We start from the raw sequence: 20,662 nt of genomic DNA, 5'->3' as shown, positions 1-20,662 counted from the left end.
CGGGCCGGCCCGGAACCTTCGCGATCAGAACCGGTAGTTCAGGCCGGCCTTGACCAGATGCTCGGTGACGCCGACCCGCGTGCGGCTGTTGCCAAGCTGGAAGTTGTCCTTGCCGAGCGAGACGTAGTTGTACTCGACCTTGGCGGAGAGATTATCGGTGATGCCGTATTCGGCGCCGGCGCCGACGACATAGCCGGTCTTGCCGCGCGTCTTGGAGAGCAGGCCGTCGCTCGCCTTGATGCTGCCATAGGCGAGACCACCGGTTCCGTAGACCAGCAGGCGGTCGAAGGTGACACCGGCGCGCGCCTTCAGCGTTCCGACATAGCGCATGTCGGCACTGGTGCCGCCGCCACGCTTCGAGCCCTTGCCGAAGCCGTTCATCGACAGGTCGCTTTCGACGCCGAAGAGCATCGTGCCCATCTGGACGTTGTAGCCGACCTGTCCGCCGAACAGCACTTCGTTGCGGCTCTTCTTGCTGACGCCGTTGAAGCGGTCGAAGGCGCCGCCGGCATGCGCGCCGACATAGAGGCCATTCCAGTTATAGGCACGCGGCGCCGAATAGGCCGGCCATTCCTGGGGCCGCGGCCGTGCCCGGTCGGCCGCTTCGGCGGGCAACGCGAACAGGGCCATCAGGCCGAGGGCGGCCATCGGAAGGATACGAGACATCGATTACTCCTTGCGGGGCTCCTCGCCACCGACACATCTGCCAGCCGATTCGGCTCCGTGGGTCGGAGCGGGCCGGCATGCGCAGATTGCGGGCGAAGATTACGGCAAGGTTGCCCATTCCGAGGGCAAGGACGGCCGAAGCCGAGCGATGTCGAAAAAAGGCCCCGCCGATGGTGGGCGGGGCCGGATAGAGGCAGGTCAGAGAACCGGAGCCGCCTGCTTGCCGAGCTCCTCGGCCGGCGGAATCCGGCCGCCCTCGAACCAGTAGGACGCGGCCGCGCGGGACATCGCCGCCCCGTCATGGCCGATGCCGGCAACCGTGAGCAGTTGCCAGTTGCAGGGCACGCCGAGACGCGCGGCTTCGGCCTTGCCGAAATCGAGCATGAAATGGGCGCGGCCATAGCGATGCGGCCCCTGCGCCAGGGCTTCCGCCTGCGCCGGCAGGTTCGGGTCATCCGTCGCGATATCCCGGTCTCCGGCGAAGAGGATCATCGGATAGGCGAGCCAGCGCGTCAGCGCCGCCTTGTCGAGCCCAAGCCCGCCGAGCCCTTCCGGAAAATTCCGCTCCGGCGTCGGCAAGGTGTACCAGCCGGGATTGGAGGCCATCGCCGCCGCGAACAGCGCGCCGCCTTCCGTTGCCAGCATGCGGTGCACGAACTGGCCGCCGGCCGAGTGGCCGAAGATGCGGATCACCGGCTTGTCGATCACGCCGGCAGCGCGCAGCGCATCGAGCACGCGGCCGGGCACAGCATAGAGCCACTCAGTGCGCGGCGCGATCGTCCCCTCTCCGGACACGACAAGGCCGTTGTTATAGCCCTCGGCCTTCGGGAAAGGCTCGTTCGGGAAGGTCGGCGCGACGATCAGCAGGTTGTGCTTCTCGGCCGCGTCGATCCAGAAATCGCGGTAATCGTCGCCATTGCGTAGCATGCCGTGCTGAACGACGATCACGGGATCGTTCGGCTGGTGCCGCGCCGGGCGGTAGAAATTCACCTCCAGCGGCTTGTCCGGATGGCTGGCGTCGATGAAGGGCAGCGTGCTGCGCCCGGCCGGCGGGTTGAGGGTCGTGGTGGTCATGCGGCCTCCGGAGCCTTGTGCAGATGGCAGGCGGCGCTGCGGCCGGGCGCGACCTCGGTGAGGACCGGCCGAACCTCGCGGCAGACCGGCATCGCCTGCTCGCAGCGCGGATGGAACGGACAGCCGGGCGGCGGCGCCAATGGCGAGGGCAATTCGCCCTTGAGCGGCTGGAAGGCGCGCTTGCGCCGTGCCGCTGAGGGGATCGCCGCGATCAGCGCCGCGCTATAGGGATGCGCCGGCTTGGCGAAGATCTCCGCCGCCGTGCCGACCTCGACGATGCGGCCGAGATACATGATCGCGACGCGGTCGCTGATATGGCGCACGAGGCCGAGATCATGGCTGACGAAGAGATAGGTCAGGCCGTGGCGCTCGCGCACATCCATGAACAGGTTGATCACCTGCGCCTGGATCGAGACGTCGAGCGCCGAGACCGGCTCGTCGCAGACGAGGAAGTCCGGCTTCACGGCAAGCGCCCGCGCGATGCCGATGCGCTGGCGCTGGCCGCCCGAGAACTGGTGCGGATAGCGCTCGCGATAGGCGAGATCGAGCCCGACCTCGCTCAGCGCCTGGTCGACCGCCCCATCGATCTCCGCCTTGGGCAGGAGCTTGTGGACGCTGAGCGCCTCGCCGACGATGCGGCTGACCTTCATGCGTGGATCGAGCGAGGCATAAGGGTCTTGGAAGATCATCTGGACCTTCAGCAGGAAATCGAGCCGCTCCTTGCCCTTCAGGCCGGCAACAGGCTGCTGCTCGTAGACCACCTCGCCGGTCGTCGGCTTCAGGATGCCGGTGACGACGCGGGCGAGCGTGGACTTGCCGCAGCCGGATTCACCCACGAGGCCGAGGACCTCGCCGCGCTTGACGCTGAGGTCGATGCCGTCGACGGCGCGCAGCACAGGCGGCGCCTTGCCCCGCCCGGTCGCCATCAGGATGCGTTCCGCCAGCGTCGGCTTGCGGCGGAAATGCTTGGTGATGCCCTTGAGCTCGATGATCGGGGCGCCGGTCTGGGCGGTTGTCGAAGCACTCATGCCGCTTCTCCCACCGGCACCGGGTTATGGCAGCGGAAGCGGTGCACGCCCTCGCCTGTCGTTTCAGGATCGCGCTCGGCGCAGACCGGCTGGACGCGCGGGCAGCGCGGCCGGAACGGGCAGCCGCTCGGGCGGGCATCGATCCGCGGCGCGACGCCGTCGATCTGGTTCAGACGCTCGCCCGGCGCGACATTGGCGGCCGAGGAATGAAGCAGGCCGAGCGTATAGGGATGGCGCGGCGCATCGAGCACCGCGTCCACCGGTCCGATCTCGACGACGCGGCCGGCATACATCACCGCCACCCGGTCGGCGAGCTCGGCCACGACCGCGAGGTCGTGCGTGATCCAGAGCACGGCCGTGCCGGTCTCGCGGGCGAGCTTCTGCACCTCGAACAGGATCTGGCTCTGGATGGTGACGTCGAGCGCCGTCGTCGGTTCGTCGGCGATGATCAGGTCGGGCGCGTTGAGCAACGCGGTCGCGATCGCGACGCGCTGGCGCATGCCGCCGGAGAACTCGTGCGGAAACTGCTTCAACCGCGCTTCCGGCGAGGAGATGCCGACGCGGGCTAGCGCCTTCGCCGCTTCGCCGAGCGCTTCCTCGCGGCTGCAATCGCGATGCTCCAGGATCGCCTCGCTCATCTGCTCGCCGATGCTGAGCACCGGGTTCAGCGTCATCAGTGGGTCCTGGAAGATCATGGCGATGCGGTCGCCCCGGAGATCGCGCAGGCGCTCCTCGGTCGCGGCGCGCAGGTCTTCGCCGCCGAAGCTGATCGTGCCCGCCACGATCTCGCCGGGCGGATCGATCAGGCGCACCAGCGAGAAGCCGGTCACCGACTTGCCGGAACCGGATTCGCCGACGAGCCCCAAGACCTCGCCGCGCGAGACGCTGAGATCGACGCCGTCGACGGCGGGCCAGGCGCCGTCGAGCGCATGGAAGACGGTCCTGAGGCCACGAACCTCGAGCAAGGGGTTGGTTGTGAGATCGGTCATGAGCGCACGTTGAAGCTGCGGCGCAGCCGGTCGCCGACGAGGTTGAGCGAGCCGATCAGCAGCACCAGCGCGATGCCGGGGAAGACCGCGATCCAGTATTCGCCGGAGAGCAGGAACTCGAAGCCGTTGGCGATCAGCAGGCCGAGGGAGGGCTGCGTCACCGGCACGCCGACGCCGAGGAAGGACAGCGTCGCCTCCAGCGTGATCGCGCCGGCAATGCTGATCGAGGCAACGACCAGCACCGAGCCGACCGAGTTCGGCAGCAGATGCGCGATCATGATGTGCCGGGTCGGCAGGCCGAAATTCAGAGCAGCCTCGATATATTCCTTGCGCCGCTCGACCAGCGCGGAAGCGCGCATCAATCGGGCATATTGCGCCCATTGCACCAGCACGATGGCGAGGATGACCTTGTCGACCCCGCGCCCGATCGAAGCGAGCAGGACGAGCGCGATCAGGATCGAGGGGAAGCCGAGCATGAAATCGACGACGCGCATGATCACGGCATCGACCACGCCGCCGAACTGCGCTGCGACGAGCCCGGCCGAGATGCCGATGAAGAGCGCCCCCAGCGTCGCGGTAAGCCCGACCATCAGGCTGGTGCGCAGGCCGTAGAGGATCGCGCTCAGCATGTCGCGGCCCTGCGAATCCGTACCGAGCCAATAGGTCATGCCGTTCATACCGGCCTCGCCCGGCGGCAGCCGGTTGTCCATCACGCTGAGCGCGGCGAGGTCATGCGGGTTCTGCGGCGCGATGAAGGGCGCGAGCAGGGCGAGCGCGACCATGATGCCGAGCAGGATCGCGGCGCCACGCGTCGTCGGCCGGTTGCGGATGCGGCGCAGCACCGTATCGCGGAGCGGCGTGTCGGCATAGGCGGGGATGGCCGGGGCTTTCGCTGGGGCGTTCATGCCATATCTCCCGTCAGCTTCACCCGCGGGTCGAGCGCGGCATAGAGGATGTCGACGAGGAAGTTGACGGTGACGAAGAGCAGCGTCGCCAGCAGCACATAGGCGACGACCACCGGCCGATCGAGCTGGTAGACCGAGTCGATCAGCAGCTTGCCCATGCCTGGCCAGGCGAAGACCGTCTCGGTGATCGTCGAGAAGGCGACGAGGCTGCCGAACTCGATGCCGACCACGGTGACGACCGGGATCAGGATATTGCGCAGCACATGCCGGCCAACGACGCGGCGCGGCTTCACGCCCTTGGCGCGCGCGTATTTCACATAGTCCTGCGTCATCGCCTCGGTCGTGCCGGCGGCGACGAGCCGGATCATCAGCGCCATCTGGGGGATCGCGAGATTGATCGCCGGCAGGGCGAGATGGCTAAGCCCGTCCCGGGTCAGCAGGCTGGTCTGGATGCCCAGGACCGAGACCGTCTCGCCGCGTCCGGCCGTGGGCAGCCAGCCGAGCACGACCGCGAAGAGCAGGATCAGCATCATGCCCTTCCAGAAGCTCGGCAGCGAGAAGCCGAGGATGGTGCTGCCCATGATGATGCGCGAGGGGCGGCTGTCCGGGTCGAGCCCGGCATAGAGCCCGAGCGGCACGCCGGTGACGATGGCGAGCGTCATCGAGAGCAGGACAAGCTCGAAGGTCGCGGGTAGGCGACCGAGAATGAGCTCGATCGCCGGCACGCCATGCACGAAGGAGCGGCCGAGATCGCCCTTGAGGGCATTGCCCATGAAGACGAAATATTGCTGCCACACCGGCAGATCGAGGCCCAGCCTCCGGACCAGCGCCTCACGCTCGGCCGCGCTCGCCGATGGCGAGACGAGCAGCTCGATCGGATCGCCGATGCCGTAGACGGCGAAGAACACCACGACCGAGACCGCGAGCAGCACGAGCACGCTCTGGATCAATCGCTGCAGGACATAGGCGCTCATGACGCTCGACCGGCTCCGCTCAATGGTTCGCGGGCCGCCCTGCGAGAGGCGGCCCGGCTTGTCGATGGCCTGTCGGCCGGCGGCTTACTTGGCCTTCGGCTTCACCGACATCGCCAGCATGAACTGGTCGGCGCGGCCCTTGACGTCGAGCTCGGACTTGAAGGCCCAGATCCCGCTTTCGAAGTGCAGCGGGATGAAGGCGTAGTCGTCGATGACGATCTTGCCGGCTTCCTGCAGCAGCGACGCACGCTTGCTGTCGTCGAGCGTGGTGATGGCCTCGCGGATGATCTTGTCGAACTGGTCGTTCTTGTAGCCGCCATAGTTCGAGCCGCCGATCGTCTTCGCCTCGTTCGGGGTCGGCGGCCACTGGCGCAGGAACGACGCCGCCTCGCCGGTGCCGGAGCCCCAGCCGCCGATCGCGACCGAGAATTCCTTCTTGGCGCGGCGCGGGAAGTAGATCGCGCGGGTCATCGCGTCGACCTCGGCCTTGATGCCGACCTGGGTCAGGTATTGCGCGACGGCCTGGGTGATCTGGCTGTCGTTGATGTAGCGGTCGTTGGTGGTCGAGAGCGTGAGCTGGAAGCCCTTGGGATAGCCGGCTTCGGCCAGAAGCTTCTTCGCCTGCGCCGGATCATAGGCCAGCTTCGGCGGATTCGCCCGCGTGCCGAACATGCCGGTCGGCAGGTACTGGTAGGCCGGCTCCGCGGCACCGTCCATGATGCGCTTGACGATGGCATCGCGGTCGATGGCGAGCGACATCGCCTGACGGACGCGCACATCCTTCAGCGGGTTCTTGCCATCCTCCGCCTTGACGAAGGGACTCTGGTCGCGGCCGACGTCGAGCTGGAAATAGACCACGCGGGTCGAGGGCGTGATGACGTGGCCGAAGCGCTTGTCGTCCTTGATCCGGCCGAGATCGCGCGCCGCAGGGTTCTCGATCACGTCATAGTCGCCGGCAAGCAGGCCGGCGAGGCGCGGGCCGGCATTGGTCACCGGCAGCAGGCGCACGGTCGCCCAAGGCTCGGCCTTGCCCCAATGGGTCGGGTTGCGCTCGAGCTCGATCGCCGATCCCCGCACATAGGACTTGAGCTTGTAGGGGCCGGTGCCGACGGCGAGCGTGCCGTCATTGAAGCCGGTCACGGTCGGCCAAGGGCCGGTGACGCCGCAGTTCTTGGCGACGTCGTAGCTGATCGCGCCATGCTCGACGATCGAGGCCGAGAGGATGCTCAAGCCCGACAGCAGGTTCGGCAGCAGCGGCTCGGGCTCCTTCGTGTTGATCACCAGCGTCTGAGCGTCGGGCGTCTCGACCGAGGCGAAATTGCCGGTGATGTCGGCGAAGGAATCGGAGACCTTGGTCTCGTTCTTCAGCGTGCGGCAGAAGGTGAAGACCACGTCCTCGGCGGTGAACGGCTTGCCATTGGTGAACTTCACGCCGTCGCGCAGCTTGAAGGTCCAGCGGTTCTTGCCATCGTTCTCCCAGGCGGTGGCGAGGCCGGGATGCAGCTTCTGCTGCTCGTCCTGGCGCACCAGCGAGTCGAAGATATGCTGGGCCAGTGCATTGTTGGGGGTGAGGTCGTGGTAATGCGGATCGACGGCCGTCGGCTCCGAGGCCAAGGCGATGCGCAGCGTCTGCGCCGAGACAGCCGTGCCGGCAAGGCAAGCGGCCGCGAAGGCCGCAAGGAAAATGGGTTTACGCATGATCAGGTCCGCTCCCGGTTGAAACCGCTTTTGACAGTTTTATTTTCGTCTAGTAGCAAACATGAAAATTTTCGAACGTCAATCGGGTAGCCGCGCATGTCACAGGGCCTGAAGCCGACGACGGATCTTTCCAATCGGATCGCCCAGATTTACCCGTCGCTGAGCAACGGCCATCGCCGCGCTGCCGATTTCGTGCTGCAGCACCCGCTCGATGTCGCGACCATGACGATCGAGGGATTGGCCGAGGGCAGCGGCACCTCCAACGCGACGGTGACGCGCTTTGTCAGGGCGCTCGGCTACGCCAACTACAGCGAATTCCGCGGGGGGCTTTCGGCAGCCCTGAAATTCGCCCATGACCCGGTCGACAGCTTCGCCGGCGCCCGCTCCGCCGCCGGCTCGATCTTCGCGACCTTCACCGCCGCGCTCGCCGACCAGAACGCCAATCTCCAGGCCTCTCGCGACGGGCTCGACGAGGCTTCCGTGACGAAGGCTGTCGAATTACTCCTGAAGGCGCCGCGCGTCTTCATCGCGGCCTCCGGCGCCAGCCATCATGTCGCTTCCTTCCTGGAGGACGGGCTCGCGCTCTATCTCGATGCCGACGTGATCTTCGCGTCATCGCGCACCGGCCCGGAGCGCGCCATCCGGCACATGATGTCGGCCCGCCCCGACGACCTCGTCGTCGCGATCTCGGTGCCGCGTTATTCCCGCGCCACGCTGGATCTCGCGAGTTTCGCCAAGAAGCGCGGCGCCTCGCTGCTGGCGCTGACCGACAGCCCGACCTCGCCGCTCGCCCCCGTCGCCGATGTCACGCTGTTCGCCCCGGCCCGCAGCCGTTTGCTGCCGAACTCGCCGACCGCCGTCTTTGCCCTGGCCGATGCGCTCATCGCCGCCGTCGCGCGCGAGCGTCCGGATGCGGTCGAAGCCCTCAAGGAACTCAGCGAAAGCCTGCTCTGGACCTTCCACCAGTAGTCGGCGACCGGGATCAATCGGTCTCGGACATGCCGTCCGCCTGCTCCAGCATCTGCCGCCAGCCGGCATGCAGCACGGAGGGGTCCTCGCGATCGACGCCATAGGTGTTGAGCACGTGCTGGAGATCGTTCATCCGCGCGATCAGCCCCGGCCCCTGCCGCAGGCCGACGAGGATCATCAGCACCTCGATCGCGATCAGCTGCACGACATAAGCGTCGGTGCCGACCAGCATGGTCGCGTCGCGCGGCACGTCGATCGGCACCACGATATGGCCGAGTTCGGCGAGCGGCGTGCCGGTCTGCGTCAGCACGATCACGGTCGCGCCCCGCTCCCGGCCGACCTCGACAGCGCGCAAGAGCGCCGGCATGCGCCCGACGAAGGAGATCGCAACCAGCACGTCGGCCGAGGTCAGAGTCGCTGCCGCAACGAGCTGGAAATGCGCGTCCGAGAAGGCGTTCGCGGTAAGCCCCAGGCGGAAGAGCCGCGCCTGCAGGTCCTGCGCCAGGAAATGCGAGGTCGCGCCGGTGCCGAGGCAGTCGATCCGCCGCGCCCGCTTGATCGCCGCCGCCGCCCGGTCGAGCTCGGCCGGGTCGAGCCGGCGCTGCCATTCGGCGATGACCGTGGTCACGCTGCCGGTGACGTTGCGCACGACATCGTTGGCGGTCTCGCCGACATGCACCGAACGGTGCAGGAACGGCGCGCCCAGCGCCAGCGCGCCGGCGAGCTTCAGCTTGAGATCCTTGAGGCCCTCGCAGCCTGCCGCGCGCGCGAAGCGCACGATGGTCGGGGCACTGACACCGGCCCGGGCCGCGATATCCTCGACATTGGCCTTCACCGCCCAGTCGGGGTCGTCGAGGATCAGTCGCCCGACGCGGCGCTGGCTCTCGGACATCGTCTCGAGTCCGGCCCGGATGGCGCTGAGGATATCGGACGCGCCGACCGTATCCTCAGGCCCGGCAGGCCGGCCGTTGATATCGGAGGCTTGGGATCCGCGCGTCATGCCGCAAGCCCTCGGTTGGAGATGATCATGCAGGCCGGCCAGAGCCGGCCTGCGGGAACTGCATCGGCCGGGCGGCCATCACAGCGCCTTTCTGAGGCGCGGGTCCAGCATGTCGCGCAGGCCATCACCGACAATCTGCAAGGATAGGGCCACGAACACGATGGCCAGCCCCGGGAAGGCGACGAGCCAGAAGGCATCATCGGCGAATTGCTGGCCGGATGCGATCATCGCGCCCCAGGTCGGCACCTCCGGCGGCACGCCCGCGCCGAGGAAGGAGAGCCCCGCTTCGGCCAACACCGCATAGGCGAAGATGAAGGTCGCCTGCACCAGCACCGGCGAGGCGATGTTGGGCAGGAGATGGATCGACAGGATGCGCGCGGTCGAGGCGCCGATCGAGCGCGCCGATTCGACGAAGGGCATCTCGCGCACGACCAGCGTCGAGGCGCGGATGACCCGCACCACGCGCGGCGTGTAGACGATCGACAGGGCCAGCACGACATTGCCGGCCGAGGCGCCGAGCACGGCGACGAGGAAGATCGCCAGCAGGATGTCGGGCAGCGACATCAGCGCATCGACCAGCCGCATGATCGGGCCGTCGAGCTGCTTGAAATAGCCGGCAAGCAACCCGAGCGCCGCGCCCAGCGTGATCGAGATCACCACGACCGAAAAGCCGATGCCGAGCGAGGCGCGCGCGCCCCAAACGACCCGCGAGAAGATGTCGCGGCCGAGCTCGTCGGTGCCGAACCAGTTGACCTCGCTTGGCGGGCGCAGGCGCCGCACCACGCGCATTGCGCCCGGGTCGAAGGGCGAAAGCCAGGGCGCGAACAGCGCCAGCACGAAGGCGATCAGGAGCACGAGCGTCGCGACGAGCACCAGCTTGCGCCGGAACAGGCTGCGGCAGAAGGCGAGGACAGGTGAGTTCATCGTCGCCCCCTCAGTAACGGACGCGCGGATCGACCAGCGTGTAGATCAGGTCGATGAGGAGATTGATCAGGACATAGATCGCGGCGACCGCGAGCAGCGCGCCCTGGATCACCGGATAGTCGCGCCGCAGCACCGCCGAGACCACGAGATTGCCGACGCCGGGCAGCCCGAACACCGTTTCGGTCACGATCGCGCCGCCGATCAGCAGCGCCAGCGTCAGGCCGAGCACGGTGATGACCGGCACGAGGATGTTGCGGAAGGCATGCTCCAGCAGCACGCGCCGCTCGGACAAGCCCTTCGCCCGCGCCGTGCGCAGGAAGTCGGCGCTGAGGATGTCGAGCATGCTGGCGCGGGTGAAGCGCGTGATCAGCGCCGAATTGACCACGCCGAGCACGGCGGAAGGCAGCAGCAGGTGCTGGAGGCGCTCAGTGAGGCTGGCCTCCGGCGAGCCGTATCCCGCGACCGGGAACCAGCCGAGCTTGACCGCGAAGAGCTGGATGAAGATCAGCCCGAGCCAGAAGCTCGGGATATTCGCGGCGAGCATCGCAAGCCCGCTGACCGCCTGGTCGATCGGGCGCCCGCGCCAGACCGCCGAGGCGATGCCGGCCGGCACGCCGATCGCGGTGGCGATCGCAAGCGAGAACATCGCCAGGAAGAAGGTCGGCTCGGCCCGTTCGAGCAAGGCCTGCGTCACCGGCCGCTGCAGGAAGATCGAGTGGCCGAGATTACCGCTCGCGACCTCCTTCAGCCAGAGCACGAACTGCACCACCAGCGGCTTGTCGAGCCCGTAGGCAGTGCGCAGCTTGGCGATGTCCTCGGCCGTGGCCTGGTCGCCGAGCATCAGCGCGGCCGGGTCGCCGGGGGCCAGCCGCGTCAGGAAGAAGACCAGTGCGGCAACGATGAAAAGCACGAGCAGCAGGCCGGCGAACCGGCGTCCGAGATGCGCGAGCATCGGATACGCTCCGTTGGCTGGAGGCAGGCGTTTCGGGAAAAGGAGAAGCGGCGCGGTCGAGACCGCGCCGGGGAGGCGTCAGATGTGACGGCGATCCCTTGGGATCACTTGCCCAGTTCGACGTTCCAGAAGGACGGCCACGGCATCGCCGCGAAACCCTTCATCTTGGCCGAGGCGCCGGAGAGCGCGGCGAAATTGCCGGCGCGGATATAGGGCACCTCGTCATAGACGACCTGCTGGACCTTGGCCCAGAGCGCGCCGCGCTTGGCCGGGTCGGGCTCTGCGTTGAAGGCGGTGAGAGCGGCTTCCTTGGCCGGGCTCGACCACCAGCCGGGCGCGCCTTCGCCAAGCTGCGGCGGCGAGAGCATCGGCTCCGGCAGGAAGGCCGAGTGGGTGATGTAGATGTCCCAGAGCGCGGCATCGCCGCGGCGCTGGATCAGCGTCGCCCAGTCGACGACGTCGAGCTGCACCTTGAAGCCCGCCGCCTTCATCTGCTCGGCCATGACCAGCGCCATGCGATGATGGAAGTCGTACTGCTTGGAGTTCAGGATGCGGATCGGCGTGCCGTCATACTTGGCCTCGGCGAGCAGCTTTTTGGCGCCGGCAGCGTCGGCCTTGCTGTATTTGTCCTTGCCGGCTTCCGAGAAGAAGGGCGAGCCCTTCGGGAAATGCTCGGGCGCCAGCGCGAAAAATTTCGGGTCGCCGAAGCCGGCCATCAGCACCTCTTCGAGGTCGAGCGCCATCTGGAAGGCCTGGCGGACCTTCACATCGGCCATCGGCCCCTGCTTGGTGTTGGTCGGGAAATAGGGGAAGCCGAAGGGCATGGTCAGCACGGCGCGCGCCGCGCTGGCACCGGACAGCTTCTTGAAGGCCTCGACCGGCAGCTGGTCCGAGAACTGGTACTGGCCGGCGATCACGCCCTCGACGCGGGTATTGGCGTTCGGCACGGGAATGAAGCGCAATTCGTCGATCTTGGCTTCGCGCTTGCCGGCATAGCCGGAGGCCGGCTCGCTGCGCGAGGCGTAAGTGTCGTGCTTGACGAGGACGACGAACTGGTCGGGCCTGCGCTCGCGGAACTTGTAGGGGCCGGTACCAACGAATTCGACCAGCGGATTGGCGATCGATTCCTTCGCCATGATCGCGGCGAAGCCGGACGGCAGGGCGAGATGCGCCAGCAACGCCGGCTCGACCTTACTGAGCACGATCTCGACGCTCGACGGGCCCTTGGCACTCAGGCTCGCGACGCTCTTGGCCAGGCCCTTGCCGCGCGGTGTCATCTCCAGCCAGCGCTTCAGCGAGGCGACCACGTCCTCGGCATCGAGCTCGCGGCCGTTATGGAGTTTCACGCCCTTGCGCAGCTCGATCGCATAGGTCTTGCCGTCGGCCGAGACGGTCGGCTGGGCCGCCGCCAGCATCGGCTGGATCGCCCAATTGGCGTCGAAAGTGAACAGCGGCTCGTAAACGTGCTGCATGATCGTGCCGACGAGATCGGCGGTCGAGGCCATCGGATCGAGCGACTGCGGTTCGCCGACCATGGCGAGGTTAGCGCTCGTAGCGCCCTGCGCCAGGGCGGCGACCGGAGCGAGCATCGTCGAGGCCGCGAGACCGGCGGCAAGGCCGCCGAGGCCACGGCGCGTCAGGCCGGCACGAGACAGGACATCGTTCTGCATGATCACTCCCCGTAGAAGCCGCTATTTGCAGCGTTATGAAATTTTATTACGGATCATTTACCGCAGCGGCAGCCGAAAGGCAATCGAGATTCGTCGATACCCCCGCCATGGGCGCAGATCTGCCCGACTTCACCCAACGATCACCGCGGAGCGCTGAAGTCAAATATGTAATTTAATTCCTAAATCCGAACAGCTGAGCAGGTGGCATCTCACTAAGGATGGGGATTCCCGGCCTGACCGGTCCTGCTCAGGCCGCGCCGATCCGCGCCGCCGCAAAGCGCTCGCGCAGCCAGCGCGCCGCCGGTCCGCAGGGGCGCTGCTTGTGCCAGACCATCTCCAGCGCCACCGGCAGGTCGAAATCGTCGAACTGGAGGTCGGGCGTCACGAGATCGGCCGTCACCGGCGAATTCGCGATGACATAGCTGGAGACGAAGGCCCAACCGATGCCCTGCTTGACCAGTTGCAGGATCACCCAATGGCTCTCGACCCACCAGACCTCGGCAGCCACGCGCAGGCGCTGCTTCTCCGGCCCGTCTCCGCGCGCCGCCACGAGGATCTGGCGATGGCGCTTCAGCTCCTCCCAGTCGACACGCGTGCCGGCGAGCGGATGGTCCTTGCCGCAGACCAGCTTGATCGGCACCCAGCCGACCGTCTGGAAGCCGAGCTCCGGCGGCAGCGCCTCCTGGCGCCACATCACCCCGATATCGGCCTGCCCGGCCAGGACGAGCTGGCTGACATCCTCCATCAGCGGAAACAGCAGCTCCAGCTCGACATGCGGGAAATGCCGCGCGAAATCGGCGAAGAGTGCGCCCAGCAGATGCTCGGGATAAAGCTCGTCGATGGCGACGACGAGCCGTGTCTCGACAAGGCTCTCGAAACTGCTGGCGACGCCGATCAGATGCGCGCGCCGGTCCAGGATCACCTTCGCCTCACGCAGCAGGCGCTCGCCCGCCGCCGTCAGCACGGGATTGCGGCCGGCCCGGCTGAACAGCGCGACGCCCAAGTCCTCCTCCAGATTGGCGACCTGCGTGCTCACCGCCGACTGCGCCTTGCGCAGCGCGCGGCCCGCAGCCGAGAAGGAGCCCTGCTCGGCCGCCGCGACGAAGGCCTCCAGCTGCTCGAAGGAGAGATTCATCTATCTGATATCCAGATACAACCTAACTTGAGATAGCCAGATTTAGCGATAGAAGGCACCGCGTCAACGAGAACGACAGGTGTTTTAGATGTCCATGCGCTCCTTCCCCGATCGGGTTCGCCACACGGTGCTGTTCGAGGTCATCGGGCTGGCGCTGGTGATCCCCGGCGGCGCCATGCTCTTCAACCTGCCGGCGACCCATATGGGCGTGATCGGCGTCGGCTCGGCCACCGTCGCAACGCTCTGGAACTTCGTCTACAATCTCGGCTTCGACCACGCGATGCTTCGCTTCACCGGCCATACCCGCAAGAGCCTGCGGCTGCGCGTGCTGCATGCGCTGCTGTTCGAAGGCGGATTGCTGGTCCTGCTGCTGCCGCCGATGGCCTGGTATCTCGGCATGGGCCTGTGGGAGACCTTCGTGATGGACCTCGCCATCGTGGTTTTCTACGTGGTCTACGCGTTCCTCTTCAATCTCGCCTATGACCGGGTCTTCCCCGTCCCGGCGCAGCCACAGCTGGCCGTCGCCTGAGCCTCCCGCCGGCCTGACGCGGTCGTAGCGCTTAGGCCCTCCCAGCCTGCCGGCGATCTGTGCTACGGCAGCCATGGACATTCGCGGGCGATCGTATTCTGATCGCCCGGAACCTCCGGGGCGGCCTGCCCGTCCCGGCGCGAATGCATGTCGCGGCAGCAGGCCGCGCCTTGGGAGGAACGATGACAGGTAAGATCTATGACGGCCCGGCGGCTGCGCTGGAAGGGCTGCTCTTCGATGGCATGACGATCATGTCGGGTGGCTTCGGCCTGTCGGGCAATCCCGAGAGCCTGATCCCGCAGATCCGCGATTCCGGCGTAAAGAACATCACCGTGATCTCGAACAATGCCGGCGCCGATGGCTTCGGCCTGTGGATGCTGCTGCAGAGCCGCCAGATCAAGAAGATGATCGCGTCCTATGTCGGCGAGAACAAACTGTTCGAGCAGCAATACCTCGCCGGCGAGCTGGAGCTGGAACTGAATCCGCAGGGCACGCTGGCCGAGCGCATTCGCGCCGGTGGCGCCGGCATCCCGGCCTTCTACACCAAGACCGGCGTCGGCACCGTCGTGGCCGAGGGCAAGCCGGTCGAGGAATTCGAGGGCCAGCTCTATGTCCGCGAGACCTGGCTGCGCGCCGATGTCGCCATCGTCAAGGCCTGGAAGGCCGATACCGCCGGCAATCTCGTCTATCGGAAGACCGCGCGGAACTTCAATCCGAACATGGCGACCGCCGGCAAGGTGACCGTGGCCGAGGTCGAGGAGATCGTCCCGGTCGGCTCGCTCGATCCCGAGGCGATCCACACGCCCGGCATCTATGTCGACCGCGTCATCAAGAGCACGATCAACGAGAAGCGCATCGAGAAGCTGACCGAGCGCAAGAGGGAGGCAGCCTGATGGCCTGGACCCGCGAAGAGGTCGCCGCCCGCGCGGCCAAGGAGCTCAAGGACGGCTTCTACGTCAATCTCGGCATCGGCATCCCGACGCTCGTGGCGAACTACATCCCTGCAGGTGTGGATGTCACGCTTCAATCAGAGAACGGCCTGCTCGGCATCGGTCCCTTCCCCTATGAGGGCGAGGCCGATCCGGACCTGATCAATGCCGGCAAGCAGACGATCACGGTGCTGCCGAGCTCGAGCTTCTTCTCCTCGGCCGATAGCTTCGCGATGATCCGCGGCGGCCATATCGACCTGACCATCCTCGGCGCCATGGAAGTGGCCGCCAATGGCGACATCGCCAACTGGACCATCCCCGGCAAGATGGTGAAGGGCATGGGCGGCGCGATGGACCTCGTCGCTGGCGTGAAGAAGGTCATCGTCGTGATGGATCACGCCAACAAGGCCGGCGAATCCAAGGTGCTGGAGCGCTGCTCGCTGCCGCTGACCGGCGCGGGCGTCGTCGACATGATCATCACCGATCTCTGCGTGATGACCTGCGACAAGGCCAATGGCGGCGGGCTGACCCTGGTCGAGATCGCGCCGGGCGTCACGCTCGACGAGATCAAGGCGAAGACGCAGGCCGCCTTCGCCGTCGCGCCAAGCCTCGCAAAGGCCGCGTGAGCGGCCTCCTCCGCGCACGGCCGGCGACGACCCCAGCCATGCTGGCCGCGTTCTCGGACGCGGCCACGTTGCGTCATGCCCTCGCCTTCGAGGCCGAACTCGCGCGCGCCGAGGCGGCCGAGAGCCTGATCGGCGCCGAGGCGGCCGAAGCGATCGCTAAGCTTTGCGCCACGATCACGATCGACCCCGCAGAGCTCGCGGAGGAAGCGGCGCTCGCCGGCACGCTGGCGATCCCGCTGGTGGCGCGCTTGCGTGCCGCCCTGAGCGGTGACGCCGCCAAGGTCCTGCACAAGGGCGCCACCAGTCAGGACGTCGCCGACACCGTTCTGGCCTGCCAGATCCGCGCTGCGAGTGAATTGCTCGGTCGCGACCTGACGCGCATCACGACGGCGCTTGCCGTTCTCGCCAAGCGCCACGCCGCGACACCGGCGATCGGCCGCACGCTGTTGCAGGATGCCTTGCCGATCGGCTTCGGCCTGCGCATCGCGCACTGGCAGGCCGGCATCGCGGAATCCGCTGCCCGCCTGCACCATGAAGTCGAGACAGGTGCCGCCCTGCAATTCGGCGGCGCGGCCGGCTCCCGTGCCGGCCTCGACGGCAAAGCGGCGGCCGTCTCCGCCCGTCTCGCCGCGGCGCTCGGCCTGCCCGACGCGCCGCCCTGGCATGCTCGCCGCGGCGGCATCGCCGGCATCGCGACAGCGCTCGCCATTGCCATCGGCGCGCTCGGCAAGATGGCGCGCGACGTCTCGCTTCTCGCCCAGAACGGCATCGCCGAGGCTCGCGAACCCGTCATTCCCGGCCGCGGCGGCTCCTCCGCCATGGCCCATAAGCGTAACCCGACCGGCTGCCAGGTCGCGCTCTCCGCCAGCTTGCGCGCGCCCGGCCTCGTTGCCGGCATCCTCGCTGGCCTACCCGCCGAGCAGGAACGCGGCCTTGGCGGCTGGCAGGCGGAAGGCCCGGCACTGGCCGATCTCTTCCTGCTTGCGGCCGGCGCGACCGAGGCCATGGCGACGGTCGCGGAAGGGCTGGAAATCGACGAGGCCGCCATCGCCCGCAATCTAGCGGCAGCTGGGCTTGGCAACGATATCGGCGAGAGCGCGGCCCTGGTTGCCGCGCTGCTCGCCCAGCACGACTGAGGAACGCGCGATGCCTTTCGCAGCGAATAGCGGCGCCCGCATCTACTGGAAGCTGGAGGGCAGCGAGGACAAACCGGCGCTCGTCCTGCTGAACTCGATCGGCACCGATCTTGGTTTATGGGACGCGGCCATGCCGGCCCTGCTCGGCGCCTTCCGGACCTTGCGTCTCGACACGCGCGGTCACGGCGCCTCCGATGCCCCCGACGGCGACTACACGCTCGCCACGCTGGCGGGTGACGTCGCCGCCGTCATGGACGCAGCCGGCATCGCACGGGCGGCTGTAGCCGGCGTCTCGCTCGGCGGCATGATCGCGATGGAGCTGGCGCTCTCGCGGCCCGAGCGCGTCTCGGCACTCGCGCTGATCTGCACCTCCGCCACCATGGACAAGGCCGCCTGGCAGGACCGGATCACAAAAGTCCGCGCTGGCGGCACCGCCGCGATCGCCGATCTCGCGATGCAGCGTTTCCTGTCGCCGGCCTTCACGGCGGGGCAGACGGCCATCACTGAGAGTGTCCGGCGCAACCTCATTGCCATGAACAGCGAGGGCTATGCGGGAGCCGGCGCCGCGATCCGCGACATGGAGCTGATCGGCCGCATCCCCGCGCTCGCCTGCCCGACGCTGGTCGTCGTCGGCGAGCGTGATGCCTCCACCCCCTTCACTGGCCATGGCGAAAACCTCGTCGCCGCGATCCCCGGCGCTGCGCTGGAACGGCTCGATTGCGGCCATCTCGCCCCGCTGGAAGCGCCCGCCGCGCTGGCCGGCGCCCTGCGCGCCTTCCTCACGCCCGCCCCGGATACACAGGACGCGGCGGAGGCCCTGTTCGAAGCCGGTCTCAAGAACCGTCGCCGCGTGCTGGGCGACGCCTGGGTCGACCGTTCTCTCGCCAATCGCACGCCGTTCAACGCCGAGTTCCAGGCGATGATCACCCGTATCGCCTGGCAGGAGATCTGGAGCCGGCCCGGCCTCGACGACCGCACGCGTAGGCTGCTCGTGCTGGCGATCACCGCGAGCCTCGGCCGCTGGGAGGAATTCCGCCTCCATGTCCGCGCCGGCCTGACCCGCGGCGGCTTCACCCGCGACGACCTCAAGGAGGTGCTGATGCAGACGGCGATCTATGCCGGCGTGCCCGCCGGCAACACCGCCTTCGCTGAAGCCGCTGCCGTGATGAAGGAGATCGAGACGGCCACCTAAGCCACGTCAGGCCTTCGCCCGGTAATCCGAGGGCGACACGCCCGCCCGCTTGGCGAAGAAGCGCGAGAAATAGGCAGGATCGGCAAAGCCCAGCCGGAACGATATCCGCGAGATCGACATCGACGTGTAGACGAGATCACGCCGCGCCTCGATCATCAGCCGATCCTGAATGACCCGCGCGGCGGAGCGGCCGAGCAGTTCCCGGCAGGAGCGCGAGAGATGCGGCACCGAGGTGCCGAGCATCCGCGCATAATCCGTCAGCGCATCATGATGCTGGAAGCGCGTCTCGACCCGCTCGACGAAGCGGCGGACGAGATCGGCCCGCGCATCGCGCGCCGGCTCCGCGACCGCCCGCGCCCCGCGCATCGCCCGCACGAACCAGGCCGCGATCAGGTCCGCATAGGCGCCGAGGGAGAACTCCCGCACCGGCCGGTTGGCGGCGAATTCACCCATCGCCAGCCGGAGCGTGGCATCGAGCCCGGCATATGGCCCCTCGCCGACCGGCACATGCAGCACCGCCGCGCTACCGAGCAGCGCGCGCGCCTCCGGTTCGCTGGCGAACAGGCGCTTCAATGAGGTCGCGGCCGCGCTGGCGACGAAGCCGTCGGTATCGTCGAGGAAGGCGAATTCATGGATCGTCGAGGGCGGCAGCAGCAGCACCGAGCCGGGCGACAAGGCGTGCTCGCGCCCGTCCACGCGCGTGCGTCCTCCCCCCGCCGTGACGAGAAAGAACTGGAACAGGTCGTGATGCATATGCGGCTGGATCGTCCAGCCATGCAGGGAGCTGCGCGCCACGATCGGCTCGATATGCAGCGCGTCGGGAAAGCGCTCCGTCAGGCGTTCGCCATAGAGCCAGTAGGCGGGGACGCTTCTGCCGGGCATGACGCGCTCACGATCGATTTGTCCAAGACAATGCGCGAATCCTCCATTCCGTCAACAACAGCAAACGCATTAGCATCGACCTGCGGATCGAACGGTGCAAACCGCTGCTTCGCGGGAGGCAAAGAAGAACAATGCGGACGCAGGTCGCCATCATCGGCGCCGGGCCCGCGGGATTGCTGCTTGGGCAGCTCCTGTCGCGCGCCGGCATCGACAACGTCATCCTCGAACGGCGCAGCGCCGACTATGTGCTGTCACGCATCCGTGCCGGCGTACTCGAACAGGGCATGGTCGACCTCCTGCACGAGGCCGGCGTCGGCGAGCGCCTGGATCACGAAGGTCTCGTCCATGACGGCTTCTCGCTCGCTTTCGGCGGCGCGCTTCATCGCCTCGATCTGAAAGACCTGAGCGGCGGCAAGACGGTCACCGTCTACGGCCAGACCGAAGTGACGCGCGATCTGATCGAGGCCCGCCAGGCCCTCAGTCGCCCGGCGATCTACGAGGCCGAGGACGTCGCGCTCCACGATTTCGATGGCGCCGCGCCGCGCGTGACCTTCCGGGCGAACGGGCAGGAGCAGGAGCTGCATTGCGATTTCATCGCCGGCTGCGACGGCTATCACGGCGTCTCGCGCGCCTCCGTCCCGGCCAGCGCCTTGCAGACCTTCGAGCGCGTCTACCCCTTCGGCTGGCTCGGCCTGCTGGTCGACAAGCCGCCGGCCGCGCATGAACTGGTCTATGCCAATCACGAGCGCGGCTTCGCGCTCTGCTCGATGCGCTCGGCCGAGCGCAGCCGCTACTATGTCCAGGTCCCGCTGGAGGAAAATGTCGGGAACTGGTCGGACGACGCCTTCTTCGACGAATTGCGCCGCCGCCTGCCGGCCGAGATCGCCGATGCCGTGCAAACCGGCCCCTCGCTCGAAAAAAGCATCGCGCCGCTGCGCAGCTTCGTCGCCGAGCCGATGCGTTTCGGCCGACTTTTCCTCGCCGGCGATGCCGCCCATATCGTACCGCCGACCGGCGCCAAGGGGCTCAACCTCGCTGCCAGCGACATCCGCTACCTCTTCGATGCCTTCCGCGAGCACTATCGCGAGGGCTCCAATGCCGGGCTCGACGGCTATTCGGCGCGCGCGCTCGCCCGTGTCTGGAAGGCCGAGCGCTTCTCCTGGTGGATGACCAACCTGCTGCATCGCTTCCCGGAGCGCGACGGCTTCGACCAGCGCATCCAGCAGGCGGAGTTCGATTATCTCGTCCATTCCCGCGCCGCGGCCACCGCCGTCGCCGAGAACTATGTCGGACTGCCTTATTGAGGGCATTGCCCTCGCGGCAGAAAATTGCGTTGGTGACAACAAGAGGCACGGCGCCATGGCGGCGACCGGCCCGAGCAGCT

The 20,662-nt window shown here is 67.4% G+C and carries 20 protein-coding genes; 7 read left to right on the top strand and 13 right to left on the bottom strand.

The window, feature by feature from the left end:
- Positions 1 to 24: 24 nt before the first annotated feature.
- From AC07NY_RS01390 to AC07NY_RS01360, 7 genes are all read right to left on the bottom strand, one after another.
- Positions 25 to 666 carry an outer membrane protein gene (locus AC07NY_RS01390; protein ID WP_494581228.1) on the bottom strand — a complete coding sequence of 214 codons (642 nt, stop codon included), beginning with the start codon at positions 664 to 666 and terminating at the stop codon, positions 25 to 27.
- A 198-nt stretch (positions 667 to 864) separates the two neighbouring features.
- Positions 865 to 1,740, bottom strand: a complete 876-nt coding sequence (locus AC07NY_RS01385; RefSeq protein WP_494581226.1) for an alpha/beta hydrolase family protein — start codon at positions 1,738 to 1,740, stop codon at positions 865 to 867.
- Entirely contained in the window at positions 1,737 to 2,768 is a 1,032-nt protein-coding gene (locus AC07NY_RS01380; RefSeq protein ID WP_494581224.1) for an ABC transporter ATP-binding protein, read from the bottom strand. The genes AC07NY_RS01385 and AC07NY_RS01380 overlap by 4 nt, the downstream gene beginning before the upstream one ends.
- Complete coding sequence (locus tag AC07NY_RS01375) at positions 2,765 to 3,757, bottom strand: ABC transporter ATP-binding protein (protein ID WP_492285787.1); 993 nt, start codon at positions 3,755 to 3,757, stop codon at positions 2,765 to 2,767. The genes AC07NY_RS01380 and AC07NY_RS01375 overlap by 4 nt, the downstream gene beginning before the upstream one ends.
- Positions 3,754 to 4,662, bottom strand: coding sequence for an ABC transporter permease (locus AC07NY_RS01370; RefSeq protein ID WP_494581222.1), 909 nt, complete (start codon positions 4,660 to 4,662; stop codon positions 3,754 to 3,756). Before AC07NY_RS01370 ends, AC07NY_RS01375 begins: the two co-directional genes overlap by 4 nt.
- Positions 4,659 to 5,636 (bottom strand): ABC transporter permease, encoded by a 978-nt coding sequence (locus AC07NY_RS01365; RefSeq protein WP_492285789.1) that lies wholly within the window; start codon positions 5,634 to 5,636, stop codon positions 4,659 to 4,661. Before AC07NY_RS01365 ends, AC07NY_RS01370 begins: the two co-directional genes overlap by 4 nt.
- Positions 5,637 to 5,720: 84 nt before the next feature.
- Positions 5,721 to 7,334 carry an ABC transporter substrate-binding protein gene (locus AC07NY_RS01360; RefSeq protein ID WP_494581220.1) on the bottom strand — a complete coding sequence of 538 codons (1,614 nt, stop codon included), beginning with the start codon at positions 7,332 to 7,334 and terminating at the stop codon, positions 5,721 to 5,723.
- Positions 7,335 to 7,430: 96 nt separating this feature from the next.
- On the opposite strand from AC07NY_RS01360, the gene AC07NY_RS01355 reads away from it, so the two are divergent.
- Positions 7,431 to 8,303, top strand: a complete 873-nt coding sequence (locus AC07NY_RS01355) for a MurR/RpiR family transcriptional regulator (protein WP_494581218.1) — start codon at positions 7,431 to 7,433, stop codon at positions 8,301 to 8,303.
- A gap of 13 nt (positions 8,304 to 8,316) precedes the next feature.
- Here the strand turns inward: AC07NY_RS01355 and AC07NY_RS01350 are convergent, their stop codons facing one another.
- The 5 genes from AC07NY_RS01350 to AC07NY_RS01330 form a co-directional block, all read right to left on the bottom strand.
- The gene (locus AC07NY_RS01350) at positions 8,317 to 9,303 is read right to left on the bottom strand and encodes a MurR/RpiR family transcriptional regulator (protein WP_494581216.1); all 987 of its coding nucleotides are present in this window, start codon (positions 9,301 to 9,303) and stop codon (positions 8,317 to 8,319) included.
- Between the two features lie 78 nt (positions 9,304 to 9,381).
- The gene (locus AC07NY_RS01345; RefSeq protein WP_494581214.1) at positions 9,382 to 10,227 is read right to left on the bottom strand and encodes an ABC transporter permease; all 846 of its coding nucleotides are present in this window, start codon (positions 10,225 to 10,227) and stop codon (positions 9,382 to 9,384) included.
- A 10-nt stretch (positions 10,228 to 10,237) separates the two neighbouring features.
- The gene (locus AC07NY_RS01340; protein ID WP_494581212.1) at positions 10,238 to 11,179 is read right to left on the bottom strand and encodes an ABC transporter permease; all 942 of its coding nucleotides are present in this window, start codon (positions 11,177 to 11,179) and stop codon (positions 10,238 to 10,240) included.
- A 104-nt stretch (positions 11,180 to 11,283) separates the two neighbouring features.
- Positions 11,284 to 12,849: an ABC transporter substrate-binding protein gene (locus AC07NY_RS01335; RefSeq protein ID WP_494581210.1), complete on the bottom strand. Its 1,566-nt coding sequence runs from the start codon at positions 12,847 to 12,849 to the stop codon at positions 11,284 to 11,286.
- A gap of 247 nt (positions 12,850 to 13,096) precedes the next feature.
- Entirely contained in the window at positions 13,097 to 13,984 is an 888-nt protein-coding gene (locus tag AC07NY_RS01330) for a LysR family transcriptional regulator (protein WP_494581208.1), read from the bottom strand.
- Between the two features lie 88 nt (positions 13,985 to 14,072).
- Between AC07NY_RS01330 and AC07NY_RS01325 the strand changes: the two genes are divergently transcribed.
- The 5 genes from AC07NY_RS01325 (at position 14,073) to pcaDC (ending at position 18,396) form a co-directional block, all read left to right on the top strand.
- Positions 14,073 to 14,513 (top strand): PACE efflux transporter, encoded by a 441-nt coding sequence (locus AC07NY_RS01325; RefSeq protein WP_494581206.1) that lies wholly within the window; start codon positions 14,073 to 14,075, stop codon positions 14,511 to 14,513.
- A 182-nt stretch (positions 14,514 to 14,695) separates the two neighbouring features.
- Positions 14,696 to 15,406 carry a CoA transferase subunit A gene (locus AC07NY_RS01320; protein WP_492285798.1) on the top strand — a complete coding sequence of 237 codons (711 nt, stop codon included), beginning with the start codon at positions 14,696 to 14,698 and terminating at the stop codon, positions 15,404 to 15,406.
- Complete coding sequence (locus AC07NY_RS01315; RefSeq protein ID WP_494581204.1) at positions 15,406 to 16,068, top strand: 3-oxoacid CoA-transferase subunit B; 663 nt, start codon at positions 15,406 to 15,408, stop codon at positions 16,066 to 16,068. The genes AC07NY_RS01320 and AC07NY_RS01315 overlap by 1 nt, the downstream gene beginning before the upstream one ends.
- Entirely contained in the window at positions 16,065 to 17,204 is a 1,140-nt protein-coding gene (locus tag AC07NY_RS01310; protein WP_494581203.1) for a lyase family protein, read from the top strand. Before AC07NY_RS01315 ends, AC07NY_RS01310 begins: the two co-directional genes overlap by 4 nt.
- Before the next feature lie 10 nt (positions 17,205 to 17,214).
- Positions 17,215 to 18,396 (top strand): bifunctional 3-oxoadipate enol-lactonase/4-carboxymuconolactone decarboxylase PcaDC, encoded by a 1,182-nt coding sequence (pcaDC, locus tag AC07NY_RS01305; protein WP_494581201.1) that lies wholly within the window; start codon positions 17,215 to 17,217, stop codon positions 18,394 to 18,396.
- A gap of 6 nt (positions 18,397 to 18,402) precedes the next feature.
- Here the strand turns inward: pcaDC and AC07NY_RS01300 are convergent, their stop codons facing one another.
- The gene (locus AC07NY_RS01300; protein WP_494581200.1) at positions 18,403 to 19,278 is read right to left on the bottom strand and encodes a helix-turn-helix domain-containing protein; all 876 of its coding nucleotides are present in this window, start codon (positions 19,276 to 19,278) and stop codon (positions 18,403 to 18,405) included.
- A 131-nt stretch (positions 19,279 to 19,409) separates the two neighbouring features.
- Between AC07NY_RS01300 and pobA the strand changes: the two genes are divergently transcribed.
- Positions 19,410 to 20,582 carry a 4-hydroxybenzoate 3-monooxygenase gene (gene pobA / locus AC07NY_RS01295; protein WP_494581198.1) on the top strand — a complete coding sequence of 391 codons (1,173 nt, stop codon included), beginning with the start codon at positions 19,410 to 19,412 and terminating at the stop codon, positions 20,580 to 20,582.
- Positions 20,583 to 20,662 lie beyond the last annotated feature (80 nt).

The sequence above is a fragment of the Allobosea sp. GW821-FHT09G06 genome, assembly GCF_059416005.1.
The sequence above is the reverse complement of the archived record's forward strand: the minus strand, read 5'-3'. Positions and strand labels throughout refer to the sequence as shown.

What these genes read in the sequence shown, in the direction of transcription:
- AC07NY_RS01375 (WP_492285787.1), bottom strand. Translation starts at nt 3,757, where the DNA reads ATGACCGATCTCACAACCAACCCCTTGCTCGAGGTTCGTGGCCTCAGG.
- AC07NY_RS01360 (WP_494581220.1), bottom strand. Translation starts at nt 7,334, where the DNA reads ATGCGTAAACCCATTTTCCTTGCGGCCTTCGCGGCCGCTTGCCTTGCC.
- AC07NY_RS01345 (WP_494581214.1), bottom strand. Translation starts at nt 10,227, where the DNA reads ATGAACTCACCTGTCCTCGCCTTCTGCCGCAGCCTGTTCCGGCGCAAG.
- AC07NY_RS01390 (WP_494581228.1), bottom strand. Translation starts at nt 666, where the DNA reads ATGTCTCGTATCCTTCCGATGGCCGCCCTCGGCCTGATGGCCCTGTTC.
- AC07NY_RS01335 (WP_494581210.1), bottom strand. Translation starts at nt 12,849, where the DNA reads ATGCAGAACGATGTCCTGTCTCGTGCCGGCCTGACGCGCCGTGGCCTC.
- AC07NY_RS01385 (WP_494581226.1), bottom strand. Translation starts at nt 1,740, where the DNA reads ATGACCACCACGACCCTCAACCCGCCGGCCGGGCGCAGCACGCTGCCC.
- AC07NY_RS01350 (WP_494581216.1), bottom strand. Translation starts at nt 9,303, where the DNA reads ATGACGCGCGGATCCCAAGCCTCCGATATCAACGGCCGGCCTGCCGGG.
- AC07NY_RS01325 (WP_494581206.1), top strand. Translation starts at nt 14,073, where the DNA reads ATGTCCATGCGCTCCTTCCCCGATCGGGTTCGCCACACGGTGCTGTTC.
- AC07NY_RS01300 (WP_494581200.1), bottom strand. Translation starts at nt 19,278, where the DNA reads ATGCCCGGCAGAAGCGTCCCCGCCTACTGGCTCTATGGCGAACGCCTG.
- pobA (WP_494581198.1), top strand. Translation starts at nt 19,410, where the DNA reads ATGCGGACGCAGGTCGCCATCATCGGCGCCGGGCCCGCGGGATTGCTG.
- AC07NY_RS01365 (WP_492285789.1), bottom strand. Translation starts at nt 5,636, where the DNA reads ATGAGCGCCTATGTCCTGCAGCGATTGATCCAGAGCGTGCTCGTGCTG.
- AC07NY_RS01340 (WP_494581212.1), bottom strand. Translation starts at nt 11,179, where the DNA reads ATGCTCGCGCATCTCGGACGCCGGTTCGCCGGCCTGCTGCTCGTGCTT.
- AC07NY_RS01320 (WP_492285798.1), top strand. Translation starts at nt 14,696, where the DNA reads ATGACAGGTAAGATCTATGACGGCCCGGCGGCTGCGCTGGAAGGGCTG.
- AC07NY_RS01370 (WP_494581222.1), bottom strand. Translation starts at nt 4,662, where the DNA reads ATGAACGCCCCAGCGAAAGCCCCGGCCATCCCCGCCTATGCCGACACG.
- pcaDC (WP_494581201.1), top strand. Translation starts at nt 17,215, where the DNA reads ATGCCTTTCGCAGCGAATAGCGGCGCCCGCATCTACTGGAAGCTGGAG.
- AC07NY_RS01355 (WP_494581218.1), top strand. Translation starts at nt 7,431, where the DNA reads ATGTCACAGGGCCTGAAGCCGACGACGGATCTTTCCAATCGGATCGCC.
- AC07NY_RS01330 (WP_494581208.1), bottom strand. Translation starts at nt 13,984, where the DNA reads ATGAATCTCTCCTTCGAGCAGCTGGAGGCCTTCGTCGCGGCGGCCGAG.
- AC07NY_RS01315 (WP_494581204.1), top strand. Translation starts at nt 15,406, where the DNA reads ATGGCCTGGACCCGCGAAGAGGTCGCCGCCCGCGCGGCCAAGGAGCTC.
- AC07NY_RS01380 (WP_494581224.1), bottom strand. Translation starts at nt 2,768, where the DNA reads ATGAGTGCTTCGACAACCGCCCAGACCGGCGCCCCGATCATCGAGCTC.